12 protein-coding genes are annotated in these 14,118 nt (G+C 53.7%); 10 read left to right on the plus strand and 2 right to left on the minus strand.

What is annotated here, in order from left to right; all coding sequences use genetic code 11:
• Positions 1–8: 8 nt before the first annotated feature.
• The 9 genes from GQY55_RS03315 (at position 9) to GQY55_RS03355 (ending at position 11,996) form a co-directional block, all read left to right on the plus strand.
• On the plus strand, positions 9–1,073 hold the full coding sequence (locus GQY55_RS03315; RefSeq protein ID WP_160038071.1) for a suppressor of fused domain protein: 1,065 nt from the start codon (positions 9–11) through the stop codon (positions 1,071–1,073).
• Positions 1,074–1,249: 176 nt separating this feature from the next.
• Positions 1,250–2,914 (plus strand): DUF6138 family protein, encoded by a 1,665-nt coding sequence (locus GQY55_RS03320; protein ID WP_160038073.1) that lies wholly within the window; start codon positions 1,250–1,252, stop codon positions 2,912–2,914.
• Positions 2,915–3,004: 90 nt separating this feature from the next.
• The gene (locus GQY55_RS03325) at positions 3,005–3,562 is read left to right on the plus strand and encodes an ankyrin repeat domain-containing protein (protein ID WP_160038075.1); all 558 of its coding nucleotides are present in this window, start codon (positions 3,005–3,007) and stop codon (positions 3,560–3,562) included.
• Positions 3,507–4,127, plus strand: coding sequence for a hypothetical protein (locus tag GQY55_RS03330; RefSeq protein WP_160038077.1), 621 nt, complete (start codon positions 3,507–3,509; stop codon positions 4,125–4,127). The genes GQY55_RS03325 and GQY55_RS03330 overlap by 56 nt, the downstream gene beginning before the upstream one ends.
• Positions 4,128–4,168: 41 nt before the next feature.
• Positions 4,169–5,548, plus strand: a complete 1,380-nt coding sequence (locus GQY55_RS03335; protein ID WP_160038079.1) for a HEAT repeat domain-containing protein — start codon at positions 4,169–4,171, stop codon at positions 5,546–5,548.
• Between the two features lie 56 nt (positions 5,549–5,604).
• A complete protein-coding gene (locus GQY55_RS03340; protein WP_160038535.1) occupies positions 5,605–6,261 on the plus strand; it encodes a DUF2625 family protein in 657 nt (218 codons plus the stop codon).
• A complete protein-coding gene (locus GQY55_RS03345; RefSeq protein WP_236575380.1) occupies positions 6,234–6,542 on the plus strand; it encodes a hypothetical protein in 309 nt (102 codons plus the stop codon). Before GQY55_RS03340 ends, GQY55_RS03345 begins: the two co-directional genes overlap by 28 nt.
• 32 nt (positions 6,543–6,574) lie before the next feature.
• Positions 6,575–6,991 carry a hypothetical protein gene (locus GQY55_RS03350; RefSeq protein ID WP_160038081.1) on the plus strand — a complete coding sequence of 139 codons (417 nt, stop codon included), beginning with the start codon at positions 6,575–6,577 and terminating at the stop codon, positions 6,989–6,991.
• Positions 6,992–7,010: 19 nt separating this feature from the next.
• Positions 7,011–11,996 carry a DUF4132 domain-containing protein gene (locus tag GQY55_RS03355; protein ID WP_160038083.1) on the plus strand — a complete coding sequence of 1,662 codons (4,986 nt, stop codon included), beginning with the start codon at positions 7,011–7,013 and terminating at the stop codon, positions 11,994–11,996.
• Between the two features lie 149 nt (positions 11,997–12,145).
• Here GQY55_RS03355 and GQY55_RS03360 read toward each other — a convergent pair whose 3' ends face one another.
• Both GQY55_RS03360 and GQY55_RS03365 read right to left on the minus strand, forming a co-directional pair.
• Positions 12,146–12,496: a DUF2512 family protein gene (locus tag GQY55_RS03360; protein WP_160038085.1), complete on the minus strand. Its 351-nt coding sequence runs from the start codon at positions 12,494–12,496 to the stop codon at positions 12,146–12,148.
• A gap of 143 nt (positions 12,497–12,639) precedes the next feature.
• Entirely contained in the window at positions 12,640–13,371 is a 732-nt protein-coding gene (locus GQY55_RS03365) for a hypothetical protein (RefSeq protein WP_160038087.1), read from the minus strand.
• A 310-nt stretch (positions 13,372–13,681) separates the two neighbouring features.
• Between GQY55_RS03365 and GQY55_RS03370 the strand changes: the two genes are divergently transcribed.
• A complete protein-coding gene (locus GQY55_RS03370) occupies positions 13,682–14,008 on the plus strand; it encodes a hypothetical protein (RefSeq protein WP_201452075.1) in 327 nt (108 codons plus the stop codon).
• The last annotated feature ends 110 nt before the right edge of the window (positions 14,009–14,118 follow it).

The raw sequence follows: 14,118 nt of genomic DNA on the forward strand, positions 1-14,118 counted from the left end.
TGTCACGAATGAGCGAAGAAACAAACGCACCCGGCTGGGATGCCATCGAACAGCAATTTACGAAAATTTACGGGGAGCAGGAACCCAAGCATTACGGAACGATTCTTCCCTATATGCTCGGAGGGCAGGACCCTCTGCAGGGAATCAGCGCCTATCAAAGCGAGACGCCCGTTCCGCATTGGCATGTGGTGACTTACGGCTTTTCGGAGCTGTATGAAAAGGAATCGGAAGACGCGGAAACCAGCGGATACGGGTTCGAATTAACGTTTCGCCTCGCCCGGAGCCCGGAAGAGGAGGAACCGCCGGCCTGGGCTTTGAACCTGCTGCAAAACATGGGCCGATACGTGTTTAATACAGGCAACGTGTTCAGGTCCGGGGATTATTTGGACGCAAACGGCCCGATCTGCCTCGGTTCCGACACGCAGCTCACGGCGCTCGCTTTTGTCCATGATCCGGAGCTTCCAGCCATTATCGAGACACCAAACGGAAACTTGGAATTTATTCAGATGGTCGGAATTACGAAGGATGAGCTCGAGTCCATGCAAACCTGGAATACGCTGGGGGTGCTCTCCACGGGACTTCCGTATATCCCGCAATACATCACCGATTTGGAACGGGAGTCGCTTCTCCGGATTCCCGCCGTCTCGGAAGCCGTGGAGAAAGGAATGGAAGAAGAGGGATCGAACACCGGCTTTTTGTTTGTTGATCAATTGGCTTGGACCCCGGGCAAAAAGGGACTGTTCAGCAAAACGCCTTCGGTGCTTTCCCTGGGAGCGAAGCAAGCCGGTATCGTCGGAAAGCTGCTTCGCGGGCGGATTTTGAAAGGGAAAAGCTTAACCTTGGTGGGGCCGGACGTCAGGGTTGTGCTTGAACCGGGCGAACAGGCCGCGTGCGTGTTTGAAGAAGGGGAGGCCCGCATTTCGCTGAATGAAGAAGCCGTAACGGATTTTAGCCGAAATTTGCTCCCGAAAGAAAGCACGTTCAAGATTACGGCATTAAAAGGCACCGAGGTTCAAATCGTGAAAACCCACATCAAGGACCAGGACGGAAACGTGGTGGAGACGATCGGTTAGCGGGAGCAAGGAACAAGCATGACTCCCCCTGGTCCAGGGGACAACGCCTGAACGACGCGCCGCTGCAGCGATCCGCCGGATCTGTTTTTGCGTAGCGCTTTTATCATTGGAAGCGGTGAAGTTTTCCGATATCGGGTAGAGCATGAAACGCTGCTATTTTAAAGGAGGTTGGAACGTTGACCCAGGCTGCCGAAGCCTTTTTGCAGGATGTATGGCAACAAATAACGGATATTTACGAGAAAGAAAATGAAAGAATCGGGGAGCTGCCGAAGGGCAGAAAGCTGCAGGCGGGAATCAAAGACTACTTGAGGGTCGCGTGGCGAAAGCCGAAGCTGGGCGGCGGATACGGACAATTCCATATCGATGTGTACGAGCCGTTCGATTGGAGCGACGATTCTTACAAATTTGAGGCAGGGCCTTATGTCGAAGAGCTGACGGACGAGGTTCTTGCAAACGAATTTTTCCCTGCATTGTTGGAGCGGATGAATCGGATTTTTATGGACGGACCTTATGCTCCCCGATTTTTTGACTACCGCTTGGAACTGGTATTCGAGTTTGATCGCGGCGAATCCGTGCTGCGGCACTCCCGGGTGTTAAGGAATGAAGCGAAACGGCTTGAGCTCAAGCAGCGGTTGGAAACCTTCATTCAAACCAAAATCATGTCCGATCTTCCGGTGCTTCCCGCTCGGGAGGATGAATTTTTCTTTGCGCGCCTCCTTATTAATCCGGATGTTTTCGAGCAAAAACAAGAAAAAGTCGATCCGCTCATTCGCCGTCTCAGCGAGAAGCTGCGCTCAAACCGCGAACGGGCCGAAGGGTGGGAATCCGAATGCGCTTCAGCGTTTAGAGGCTGGGCGGAGGAGCGCTTTTTGCCCCGTTATTTTCATCGAACCGGAAACTTTGGACTGGATTGGGCGTTGAAGGAAGCGGGAGAGAGAGAAGAGCCGCGATCCGGCGAACTGGAGTTTTTTATTTATGCGGCGCAGGAAATCGGGATCAAAGAACCGGATACCCGGCAGCAATATCTTGAGCTGGCCGCACGGCTCGGTTCGGAAAAGGCGGAAAGGTTTTTGAACGAAGGCAGCGGCCGGTTCGAAAGCTTGCGCAAGGGCAGCATGTTCCAAGGGAAAGCGAACGATATTTTGCAGACCATCGACGTCCGCATTCTTTCCGAAGAAGAAGCGGCCTACGGCGAGGCGCTGGACTACATCATCGACTTGCTGAAGCAAAGGTTTCCGAAAGGGTACAAGCTGGCGTTCAAGAGCAAAGAGAAGCATTACCTGCCTCTGAAAAAACTGGCGAAATCCCAACAGCATCAATTTTTCGGCAATGCGCTTCGCTATCCTTCGCTTTACCCGCGGCTCGCGGCATATGCGGAGCTGGCGATGGAGGAATTTGCTTGGTACGGTGACGTGGAGCCGGGCGAGAAGTCGGTCATGCCGGGAACCTATGCCGTTTTTGGGCTTGGATTATACAGCGATGCCTATTTCCCTTTAGTTGAAAAATATATGGAGCTTGTCGATTCCGAGCATCAGTCGATGCAGGACGATTATGCGGATGCTTTTATCGAAGCCCATGGGCTCTCGGCCGAACGGATGCCGGTATTGGTGTCGATCCTGCTGGGCAGCGGCGAGTCGGCGAAACCCGCCAAAAATATCCCGATCGACCGCCCGGAATTGGCGGACGCGCTTTTGGCCGAGCTTGAAGCAAAAGAAGACGCTCGGCGGGAAACGGTACTGTACCGGATATTCGGCAGCTCAAGCAAACTCGCGCAGGCGGTCAAAAAAGCGTCTCCTCCGCTGAAGGACAAGCTGGAACGGCTGCTCGCGTGGTATCGGTAACGCCGAGGACATTCGCAGCGGGAATCGGCCTATTGATGACGGCATGCCCGCTGCGCATTTTGACGGTATGAAGCTGAAAGGAAGAAGCCCATGAACTGGAATGAGGTCGGGAAATCCAAGGATGTGGATTCTGTCCGCTTGGCAGCGGAGCGGCTCGATCCGAACGAACGGGACGCCCGCGGAAGAACGCCGCTGATGCTTTGCATCACCAACCGGATGCCCGCCGAAGGAATTCGGCTTTTGCTGGAAAAGGGCGCGGATCTGGAAGCGGAAGACAAGCTGGGCGATACGGCACTAAAAAAAGCGGTGAAGTTTAAGCAAACGGAGACCGTCAAACTGCTGCTCGAATTCGGGGCTAAGCTAGATTCTCCGCACGGCATTTTGGGCACGGCATGGAATGCGGCGAGGTTGGACGAAACGATGGCGGACCTGCTTCTGAATACGAAAGGGGCGGTGCGCCTAACTTTGGATAAACAAGAACGGGAAATCGTTGACGGCATTTTGTGCTTGGAATCTGCGGGAAAAAGTCGCGTCCCCGCCCGCATATTGAATTGTTGGGAGATGTGCGATGACGAACATGAGTCCTCTACAAATGGAACAGCTAAAGACATTGAAGGCTGCAAGCGAAAAGATTTGCGAGTTTATTGATTTTGAAATATTTGACCCGGAGCAATTGGATCGCGAGCAAATCGGATACGCCATGGATCCGGAAGGAAATTCCCTGGTCACCGGTGAAGAGGGCGCGTGGCAAGACGGCTGGCTCGTCATCGGGTATATGGCAACGACGGGCGATCCGATCATCATCGAAACGAATGAACCGGGGCAGCCGGTGGCCGTTCTCATGCATGGCTTAGGTCACTGGGGTGCCGGGAGTTACATAGCGGGCTCGGCCGCACAATTTATCGAAGGCGTTAACCGCATCAGTCGGTTCCTTTCTCTGAAAACGGGCGGGGAATCGGGTTTGCAGGTTACCTGCGATGAATTGGACGGAGTTGTTCATGCCATTTCGAACGCCGACGAATATGCGGATAGCGATACATGGAAAACGCTGCTGGAGCCCGCTTACAGCTACGGCCAAGAGCAAGAGGACGAGCTGGTCCGGCAAGTGAGAGCGATGAACGAACAGGGGATGCGCATCAAAGACATCGCCGAGAAGCTTCAAGTCCCTATTAAAGCGGCATATGGCATTTTGAAGAAGGCAAGAGGATTGTAAAAATGCAGCTGCGTCAGATCGGCCGTTGAGGGGAGAATGGTATGTTCGCTGAACAACTTGAACGCATACGCAGAAAACTGAGGGAAGCGGCCGCGGCCGATGCGGAAAACACCGTATTTGGAGCACGCGTTCATAAGTATCGACTCCATGAGCCGCTAAGACGAGAAGAACTGGAACGGTTTGAAAAAACGCATGGCATTCGGCTGCCGGAAGAATATGCGGCTTTTTTGACGGAAATCGGTAACGGCGGGGCGGGCCCGTATTACGGCATACATCCGCTGGGTACCAGGCAGTCGATCGAGCTTGACGGCATCGGGCTCCCATCGCCGCTGCGGCCGCAATCACGCGAAGAGGCTTCGGAAGAAGGTGCTCATGAGGGTATCGACGAAGAAACGACGGGGATGGACGAAGAAGGCGAGTGCGGTTATGAATTTTATCATGGGCTGCTGAATATCGGCGAGCAAGGCTGTTCGTATGAAACGATGCTGGTGGTTACGGGGGAATACCGGGGAAAGGTCATATATATGGATTTGGACCATCCGAGGCCCTTTTTTACATATGAGGACCATTTTCTGGATTGGTACGAACGCTGGCTCGATGAGGTCATCGCCGGATATGAAAGCGCATGGTTCGGCTTTCGGCGTGCCGGAGACGAACGGGTATTAACGGAGCTGTACCGCTCGCAGTCATCCGAAGCCGTTCAAATCGAAGCGCTCGAAGGCATGCTGAAGCTGCGGGCGATCACGGATGAAACGGGTGGATTTTTGGTTGATGAACATTGCGGGGCTTCGAGGAAAGTGCGGAAATGGGCGCTTCATGTCCTGGCTAAATTCAAATTCGGCCGCGCCGAGGCGCTTTTGCGGGAGATGCTTGGAAGCGGCGACGCGGAATGCAGACTGAATGCGCTGCAGTTGATCAAATGGTATATGCCTAAAGGGGACGCAAGCTTTACCAAAGAGCTGACCGCCATGCTGCCGAGCGAGTCGGACGAGCGGTCGTTTCGGTTTATAACCACGATTTTGAGCGACTCTGGTGCGGACATGCTGCCGCTGCTGCTGCCTTTTTTTGCTCACCCGGACAAGGAGTTTCGGATACAGGCCTTATATCAGGCAGGCCAATCGGATGCCAAAGCGGACTACCTCGAAGCCTTTTTGACGGCGCTGGAAGATGCCGAACCCCGGGTTCAGCATACGGCATTGCAGGCGCTCCGGGGGGTCACAGACCGAAGGCTGCTCCCGGCATTTGAAAAGCTTTTGCAGCAGCATAAGACGAACAAAGATGATATCCGTTCCAACGTGAAGGGACTGCTGGAACATTTTCCGTTCACATCGATGGAACAAGTCGAACGCGAGCTTTCGTTTTCCCTGCCGCAGGTCAAAGGGATGCTGAGAAAAATATTGGACCCTTACCGCCGGTCTTGAACGGCCGGGCAAGGGGATTGACGATGGCAAGCAGCGATAAAGAAAGGGGGGGAATGATGCGCGCGTTATCCGTAAAGGATTTGATCGACGACGAAAACGATGCATGGGCCGAAGTGAGTAGGATGCTTGAAAAGGGCGGGAATCCCTATGCGATCGTGCCAAACGAAACGGCTGCCGGCGAGGAAGCACTGTATCGGCTTCAGGTCAGCACGAGATCGTATTTGGGGACCGTTGCCTACCGAACAGGGGGAATCTTGTTCGATCACGGCTGGATCAAGCTGCTCGGGGCGGGCGGAGCCGGAATCCACGGCAGCTTGACCTTTTGGAACGGATTGCAAGAGGAAGCCGTAACGGAGTCTCTTGAAGGCGTGCTGCTTGTGGCTTACGATGCTGCAGGCGGTTTTTTCGCACTGGATGCCGGGAGGTTCGGGCGTACCGGTCATGTCTGCTATTTTGCGCCGGATACGCTGGAATGGGAGTCAACGGAGCTGGCTTATTCCGGATTTTTAAGCTGGCTCGCCGAAGGGGATTTAGGTCTGTTTTACGAAACGTTCCGTTGGGAGGGTTGGCAGGAGGCTGTTCGGCAACTTGGGGCCGGCCGGGTGTTTGCCTATTATCCGCCGCTGTGGTCGCGGGAAGGAAGCGGGGAAACGAGCAGCAAGACGCCGATTCCCGTAGAAGAAGCATGGCAGGCTGCGGCGGGCCGCAAATGACATTGGCGTTATGGCGAGTTTGGCAGAATCGGGGAGACAAGCGACGACGGAACGGATTCCATGCCAAAAGGCTGCAGGGCCACGATATTGCCTTCACGGCGGCCAAAACGGGCGAATACTGCATGCCTTGCCGTCAGGAACAGCAGCGGAAAGCTCGGCAGGCTTACATAGAGAAGCATCGCAAAACGGTGAATCTATACGAGAACCTGACCGATCCGGTGGACATTCTTAAAATGATGCACGCGCCGAAATATATCGGCCAATGGGGTTTCGAGCCTTGACATAATAACAAAACGGATGGGGCGGGGAAAAAATGAAGATTTATGCAAAGGTTAAAAAGCCGGGAAAACGCAAAGAGCTCATGATGCAGGAAATCGAGCTTTCTGCCGTACCGCATACCCTCCGGGAGCTGATTGCCGCCGTCGTGGAACACAGCCTGCAGACGTTTAAGGACCGGCAGTCCGGTAAAAGCCTCGTTCCCTATTTGACGGAAGCGGAGATCGGGGAGCGGGCCGAGCTTGGCAAGGTTGGTTTCGGCGCGATGTACGACGATCGGCTGCCCAATGACAAGCGGGCGATCGAGGCTGCGCAGGCCGCTTTTGAAGACGGGCTTTACCGGGTATTCGTGAACGAAACGGAAGCAGAAGACTTGGACAACCCGCTGACGCTGGAAGAAGGCGACCATATCGTATTCATGCGGTTCACCATGCTTGCAGGCGGCATGTGGTAAAAGAGAGGGAGGAGAAACGATGCCAAACAAAAATCCAGATGAAATATTCTGGGGGGAAATGGAAAATAGGGCCGAACAGGCCGGAAACGAAGGGAACGAGCTAGCTGTAAATCTCTATCGCCTCTGCCGCGAGCCACATTTCGATATGGAGAGCAGCGAGTACACGGCGGTGCTTCATCACCTGAAAAAACTGAACGATACCCGAGGCCCATCTTTTTTTGCTCCGATTCCGGAAGCCGTTTCGATATTGGCGGGCGGGAAAACCGCGGATATCGTCCGGTACATAGCCGAGCATACGGCCGAGTATCCTTATGCCGTCGGATATTACCGCAGGCCGTATCGTACCAGCAATCTTGAAGTGCGTTTCCGCACCCTGATCTTCAAGCTAAACCATTTGTTTGCCGCAGAAGCGCTGCGTTTTTCGCTGCGGGATTATTTGACGAAACCGGACTACAAATTTGACCGCATCTATTGGATCAACCGCGTGATCCCGGATTTGATCGCATACGAGCTGGATCAAGGCGACGGATGGGCGGAAGAGGCGCTGAGAGAGATCGTTTTCGGCGAAAACCAGACCGCGCTTCTGAAACCCGAGATGATCAAGGGGATCCTGATGAGCCACCGCAAGGAACTTTACGCCATGATCGGCGAGCTTCTGGTCGCCGCCCGCTTGCAGGAAGGATTGCGCCAGGCCGTTGCCGAGCAGATGGATGCGGGCACGCTTGAGGCTAATTTGCATCTGCTGAAGGTCATACTGGACCAGGGACTCATCCGGTACAGCTCCATCGTCCGCGCGCTCGGCACCTGGACAGGCATGGGGCTTGAGACGGCCAATCAGCGCGTGGCGGGCCAACTTCTCGAACAGGCATACAGGGCACTAACCGACGAGAAGCAGCGCGATGAATGGTTGACTTCCCCGAATGCCAACCAGGTTTATTTGAGCTTGTGGGCGGCCGCCGTCCATGAGGAAGAGGATTTGCAGGAACGAATCAAGCATTTGATGGTTACCGGAGAACGGTATCAAAAAATCGTGGCCCAGTACGTGTTGGCGAACAGCCAAAACGACGAGGTCAAGTTCGCCATTGTCCGGGAATGCCTGGATGAAACCGATCCGGAGCTGCTGTATTGGGTGCTGCGGAACTACGCTTACGATTATGCATATGAGTGGCAGGTCGGCGGAATCGAGAACCGTATATTGAATGTCAACCGCACGCCGATTCTGGAAGACAAAGAAACGCGGACGATGGAATACGAGCGGTTCAAAGCCATTCTGAAGCGGGTCCCGGTGAAAGAAAAGTCCGGCGCATCCGGCGTGCTTGATTTTACCGGTTTCCATTATTCGAGCGACTTGGTTCTGCATAAAATGATGTATTTGGCAGCCTACGATATGGACGAAACATGGATCGCCGAGCTGATCGGCTTTAGCGGGCAAATGGGCCCGGATTTGCGGGGCGATCTCATTAACTATTTTACGGGAAATCCGGAATCGGCAATGCAGCGTGAATTTATATTTTCATCGTTGACCGATAAAAGCATGACCAACCGCGAAAATGCGCTCCGCCAGGTGAAAAAGCTGACGCTGAACGAGGAAGAGCTGCTTCTAGTCGAAGGTTTGCTGAAGCTGAAGACGGGGTCGCTGCGCCAAAGCGCCATCGCAATTCTTTTGCAACAACGGAACGGATCGCTTGCTTCAAGCCTCGAGCGGCTGCTGAAGGCCAAAGGCGAACTCCAGCGCCTCGCCGGACTGGAACTGCTGACGGAGTTAAAAGAGGATCGGGAACGAACGGAAGCATACGAGTCGCTCCAGCCTTTAGCCGGATTGATTGCGAGCCCGACGCCCAAAGAGAAGCAGCTTTTGGACAAGCTGCAGCAGCAGCGGGGATATTCGGAGGAAGAAGGTTTTGGACTGTTTAACCCGCAGGAAACCGAGGCATGGCTTCTGGAGCGGCCGGACACGTCATCCTTCAGCCTGGGGCAGCTTTTTTCGCTTTCGGAAGAACGCGCCGGCGCGTTTCTTCGCGGCCTGGACGATCTTGTGCATGAGCACCGCGATACCGAATACGACGTTGTATATTACGGTGGTCAGCGAGATATGAGACTCATTGGGGTCACGTTAAGCCCATTGACGTATGCCCCGCGCCAAGAACCGCTGGATGCCGACGATTTTGCGCGACTAGGCTGGTTGGAGCAGTATCCGCTGGCGGAAACGTGGCGGCGTTATTTCGAGGAAAACGGCTTAACATCAAGCGAGCTGATGGAGCTCTATTACTGTATCTTGCTGAAGGATATCACGAAGACGCTGTATTCGTATTACGGCTACTTTTCCGGCGCATTCGACTACGATCCATTAAGAAAAACCCTGCTGCTGGAAGGCCGGCGGAAGGAGTATCTGGAACAAACCATTCCTCTCGAGCAAATCATGAAAATCCAGGAAATCATGGCGGGATTGCGCTACAGGGAGCAAGTGGAGACGCTGGTGGCCGCTTATTTCGGCGACAGCGAGCGCAGCGAAACGTACGGGCTTGCCGAATCTGCCTTGCGCAAAACGCTGGAGAGCGATTTCAGGCGGCTGCCGGAACAGGACCGGCCGGTTTTGTATGTTGCCGCGAATCCTTGGTATGCGATCATGCGCAGCCGGGTGCATGACATGGAATCGTTCCGGGCTTTCTTCCGGACGGCATATCAATTTGATCTGGCAAGAAAAGAAAACGGAAACGGGGATTATTCGATCCTTCATACAAACCACTTTTTGAGGGCCTATCGCGATGGGCTCATCGGAGAAAACGAGATTTGCAAGGAGCTGCTTGGCCGAAACGTCCGCGGTTATATGCGGGAAATAACCTCGCCGCAGCATGCGATGGTAAACGGAAACGAGAAGCTGGCCATGCTGCGTGAACGGATCGTTTCGCGACTGCTGGAGATCGAGCTGGGGCGCGGCGACCTAAAAACGGAAGCAAGCGCGTATACGATGTCCTTCCAGCGGATTTACGGCATGGAGCCTTTTGTCCGGATTTTGACGAGCCTGGACGGGGAAACGTTTGTCCGCGGGTACATCTACAGCTATGGTGACCCGACGAAAAAAGAATCGTTCAGCCATCTGCTAAAGGTTTGTTATCCGCGCGAAGGAGAAGACGAAGGCAAGCTGAAGCAGCTCCTTGCCGGGACGGGCATCACGGACAAGCTCCTGCTCGAAGCCGCGATGTACGCGCCTCAATGGATCGAAATCGTCGCCAAATATTTGGGCTGGGAAGGGCTGCGCAGCGCCGCTTGGTATTTCCATGCGCATATCAACGAGAGCTTTTCGGCCGAAAAAGAAACGGTCGTCGCCCATTATTCGCCGATCACGCCGCAGGAGTTCAACGACGGGGCTTTTGACGTGAAATGGTTCGAAGAGGCGCATCGAACGCTCGGCGAGGAAAGGTTCCGGCTGCTGTACGACTGCGCCAAATACATTTCGGGCGGAGCCAACCACCGTCGTTCCCAGCTGTTTTCGGACGCTGTGCTCGGGCGGCTGCGGCTGGAGGACATGAAACGCTCCGTCGAGGAAAAGCGGAACAAAGACCATTTGCTGGCTTACAGCCTCATTCCGCTGGGCTGCGACCGTGAGGGAGACTTGCGCGAAAGGTATGACTTCATCCAGCTGTTCCTCAAGCAAAGCCGGAATTTCGGCGCGCAGCGGCGGGCCAGCGAAGGCACCGCGGCCCAAATCGCGCTCGGCAACCTTGCCCGCAGCGCGGGTTACGCCGACGTGATCCGGTTGACTTGGGATATGGAGGCACGCAAGGTCGAAACGTTGGGAAGCCTGTTCGAACCGCAGCCGCTCGATTCCGATACGTACGTGTCGCTTGCCATCGACGAGTCAGGGAAAACCGAGCTTGAAATTACGAGCAAAGGCAAGAAACTGAAATCGGTGCCCGCAAAATTCAAAAAACACGGTTATGTAGAACAGTTGAAGGAAGCGAAAACGGAGCTTACCGACCAGTACCGCCGGGCAAAAAGGGAACTGGAGCGTTCGATGGAAGAGGAAAGCCGCTTCCGGGCGGGAGAATTGGCGGCGCTAGCGGACAATCCTGTGATCCGGCCGCTGGTTGAAACCCTGGTATTCAAGGCAGGGGATCGGCTAGGATATTTTGCTGCGGGGCAGGATGGCGCATCCCGTCTGGAGCAGCCCGGCGGCGAGTTCTGCAAGCTTGAGGAAAGCGATGAGCTTACGATCGCCCATCCGGTGGATCTGTATGCCGGCGGGCAGTGGGGTGTGTATCAGCGCGACTTGTTCGCGCGCGGCATCCGTCAGCCGTTTATGCAAGTGTTCCGTGAGCTGTATCTTGTGAATGAAGATGAGCGGAAAGAACATGCCGGATCGCGGCGATATGCGGGATACCAAGTGCAGCCGAGCAAAACGGTGGCGCTGCTGCGCGGACGCGGCTGGACGGTCAGCTACGAGTCCGGGCTGCAGAAGGTGCATTACCGGGAAAATATCATTGCGACGGTCTATGCAATGGCAGACTGGTTTTCGCCCGCGGACAGCGAAGCGCCGACGCTCGAAACGGTCGAGTTTTTGGACCGGAAGACGTATAAACCCGTCGCCGTCGACCGAATCCCGCCGATTTTATTCTCGGAAACGATGCGCGACATCGATTTAGTTGTCAGCACGGCCCATGTGGGAGGGGTCGATCCGGAAGCGAGCCTGACGACCATCGAGCTGCGGAAAGTCATCGTGGAAGAGTCGCTGCGTCTTCTGAAGCTGGACAACGTGAAGCTGGACGGCAACCATGCCCGCATTGCCGGCAAACTCGGCGAATATGCGGTCCATCTGGGCAGCGGCATTGCGTTCAAGCAGGGAAAGGGAGCATTAAACATTATTCCGGTGCATTCCCAGCATCGCGGGCGGTTGTTCCTGCCGTTTTTGGATGAGGACCCGAGAACGGCCGAGGTGTTGTCCAAAGTGGTGCTGCTGGCTGAGGACCATAAAATCAAGGATCCGCAAATCCTGATGCAGCTGTAAAAACGGGACGCGGACTTTGAATATCGATAAGATAAACGATAAAGCTGTGCCCTGGATCGGGCACAGCTTTTAGTTTGCTGAGGATGAATTATCCGCAGTTTTCCCTTCATCCGACCACAATGTTGTCTCATAAGGCCTTCAGCCGCCCGTCACGCTCGTTGTCTACGGACTCCGGCATCGTCCCGGAGAAGCCAGATATGGTACACGTACTCAAAAACCCCTGCCAAAACCGCAATCAGCAAAATTTCGGAGAAGCTCAGCGTCCAACCGGTCACATCGGCAATGATCCATAACATGAGAAAAACCAACCCTGCATCCGCGATGGTCGCAACGGTATTTCCGGTAAATGGCAGGATCATCACATCACCCAGCAAATAAGCAACAATGCCTATACCGAGCGCAGCGAGCAACGCGGAAATCAGCGTAGCGTTCGACAGCATATATACCAAAGCCGTAATCATTGCGCCGTGAACCAGCAGCTTGACAACAAGCTTTGCCATTCATATCAACTCCTTCTGAAAGTTAGGTTATCCAATCGTTGCATATATAACCCGTATTATGGTGTGATTTGCGTTTCAACAAAAAAAGCCGCGCATATGTGTGCACGGCTTATTTTCCCATAACTTGAAGTTTATATTCTCTTTTATTTCAGCGGCAGCTGCTTGGACAACCGCTCAAATTCGTCCAAAATCGGATTGAATTTGGAGGTATGGCTTTGGAAATATTTTAGGGCCGCATCGTATTTGCGCTGCTCCGCTTTGGTATCCACAGGGAATATGCTATAGGCGTGGTGAATGGAGCCGCTGCGGTAATCGGCGCTGAACACCTGTCCTTTTTTGAATGATGCTTTCATGTTGCTGTTGAACCCAAGGATATTCAACGTTTCATTCGGACTTTTGTAGGTGAAGCTGTAATCCGGGTCCGCCAGCGCATGGATCACGTTGTAGCCGGTTTGAAGTACGCCGCCACTGAAGGTGCCGGTTTGAATTTCGTTCCAGCGGACTGATCCGTCTTCCTGGGTTACTTTGTGGGTCAACGTTCCTTGACCGCTCATTTTGTCTTGTTTCCATGTACCGGAGTATACGACTTTATGGTTTTCGCCGTCCTGAACGTACTCGTTAATATATTTTCCCGAGCCTTCGCGTTTGCCGTTGACGAATTCGCCGGAATATTGTTTTCCTTCGCCCCATTGAATGGTTCCGCGCCCGTTCGGAATTCCGTTTTTGACCTCGCCGAAATAAGAGGCTTGATTCGGTAATTTCACCCATTCTTTGGCTGCCTCGGCTTTCGCCGGGATGGAACTTGCAGCGAGGGAAGCGGTTGTCAATGATGCGCACAGCGCCAAAGAGAGAGATAAAGCCGTCCATTTTTTCATGTAAAGCATCCTTTCAAGTATGAAATTTATGTATGTCGAGACACCTAGGAACGTTTTGCGCGATGGCTGAATGGAACGTTTCCCGTCCGTCGACTATCCCCATTATATACGATTTTCGACAGGAAGAAGTTGCCCCTTCTGGGGATTTTTTTATCCTAAGTTCAGCGAATGCAAAAGAAGCCCGAGACGACCCAACGCCTTCTTTTATATATAGCGGTCGATCTCCGACGCCGGAAGGATTTTATTCGCCGTTTTCTAGTTGAATATTAAAACCGCACACCAGATGAATCCGGCAGGGAGTACCTGATAAATGAAGAATATTTGCAGTGTAACGCGAAATGGTGGAGTTTTGCCTAGCAATTTCGTGTTTGACGGACGGAATGGATTTAGTAAAGTAGGGGCGTTGCTGGACATGATCCGGTTCGGCTGGAGATCGCAGGGACATCACAGGGAACTTCAGCGATTATCGCGGCAGTTGTATGACGAATGCGAATTTCCGGTGCGTTACGAGGAAGGTCAATCCGTGCTGTACCGGGTGTTGCAGGAGGATCGTTATCCGCGAAAATTCTATTATCATACGGTGTTTGAGCAGCGGCTTAAAAAATACTGGATCACGCCCGGACAGCATTTTAGCTGAAAGTGCAGATCCGCCCGAGTTTCGGGCTTTTTTAGCGATTTGATTCCATGCTCTTGAATCTGACGTAACGTTAGGTTGTATGATGGTACGAAAGAAGAAAGGAGCACCAG

This window comes from Paenibacillus sp. USDA918EY (genome assembly GCF_009870825.1).
Classification (GTDB): Bacteria; Bacillota; Bacilli; order Paenibacillales; family Paenibacillaceae; genus Paenibacillus_AQ; species Paenibacillus_AQ albilobatus.

Coding starts and splice junctions, on each gene's coding strand:
- GQY55_RS03315 (WP_160038071.1), top strand. CDS start 9: ATGAGCGAAGAAACAAACGCACCCGGCTGGGATGCCATCGAACAGCAA.
- GQY55_RS03325 (WP_160038075.1), top strand. CDS start 3,005: ATGAACTGGAATGAGGTCGGGAAATCCAAGGATGTGGATTCTGTCCGC.
- GQY55_RS03330 (WP_160038077.1), top strand. CDS start 3,507: ATGGAACAGCTAAAGACATTGAAGGCTGCAAGCGAAAAGATTTGCGAG.
- GQY55_RS03335 (WP_160038079.1), top strand. CDS start 4,169: ATGTTCGCTGAACAACTTGAACGCATACGCAGAAAACTGAGGGAAGCG.
- GQY55_RS03340 (WP_160038535.1), top strand. CDS start 5,605: ATGCGCGCGTTATCCGTAAAGGATTTGATCGACGACGAAAACGATGCA.
- GQY55_RS03345 (WP_236575380.1), top strand. CDS start 6,234: ATGGCAGGCTGCGGCGGGCCGCAAATGACATTGGCGTTATGGCGAGTT.
- GQY55_RS03350 (WP_160038081.1), top strand. CDS start 6,575: ATGAAGATTTATGCAAAGGTTAAAAAGCCGGGAAAACGCAAAGAGCTC.
- GQY55_RS03355 (WP_160038083.1), top strand. CDS start 7,011: ATGCCAAACAAAAATCCAGATGAAATATTCTGGGGGGAAATGGAAAAT.
- GQY55_RS03360 (WP_160038085.1), bottom strand. CDS start 12,496: ATGGCAAAGCTTGTTGTCAAGCTGCTGGTTCACGGCGCAATGATTACG.
- GQY55_RS03365 (WP_160038087.1), bottom strand. CDS start 13,371: ATGAAAAAATGGACGGCTTTATCTCTCTCTTTGGCGCTGTGCGCATCA.
- GQY55_RS03370 (WP_201452075.1), top strand. CDS start 13,682: ATGAAGAATATTTGCAGTGTAACGCGAAATGGTGGAGTTTTGCCTAGC.